This window comes from Arthrospira sp. PCC 8006 (assembly GCF_046480465.1).
Taxonomy (GTDB): Bacteria; Cyanobacteriota; Cyanobacteriia; order Cyanobacteriales; family Microcoleaceae; genus Limnospira; species Limnospira platensis.
Genome location: NZ_PKGG01000615.1, coordinates 1 through 350, shown reverse-complemented (window position 1 = coordinate 350; position 350 = coordinate 1). Strand labels below are relative to the sequence as shown.

At 55.7% G+C, this 350-nt stretch carries 1 protein-coding gene; it reads left to right on the top strand.

Features of this window, described 5'->3' with window-relative positions:
- Positions 1-164: 164 nt before the first annotated feature.
- Positions 165-350: hypothetical protein (locus tag B9T16_RS29615; protein WP_410246487.1), on the top strand; the 186-nt coding region annotated here is incomplete at its 3' end.

Here is a 350-nt window from a genome sequence, read left to right as displayed (position 1 = left end):
ACCGGGGGAAATGGTGCGTCAGTTGTTGATCACCGGCTTTTCATGACGATTTCGGGGGTCTGACGCACCCTWCCATCCAGGGAAATGGTGCGTCAGTTGTTCATCACCGGCTTTTCATGGCGATTTCGGGGGTCTGACGCACCCTACCATACAGACCGGGGGAAATGGTGCGTCAGTTGTTGATCACCGGCTTTTCATGRCGATTTCGGGGGTCTGACGCACCCTACCATACAGACCGGGGGAAATGGTGCGTCAGTTGTTCATCACCGGCTTTTCATGACGATTTCGGGGGTCTGACGCACCCTACCATACAGACCGGGGGAAATGGTGCGTCAGTTGTTGATCACCGG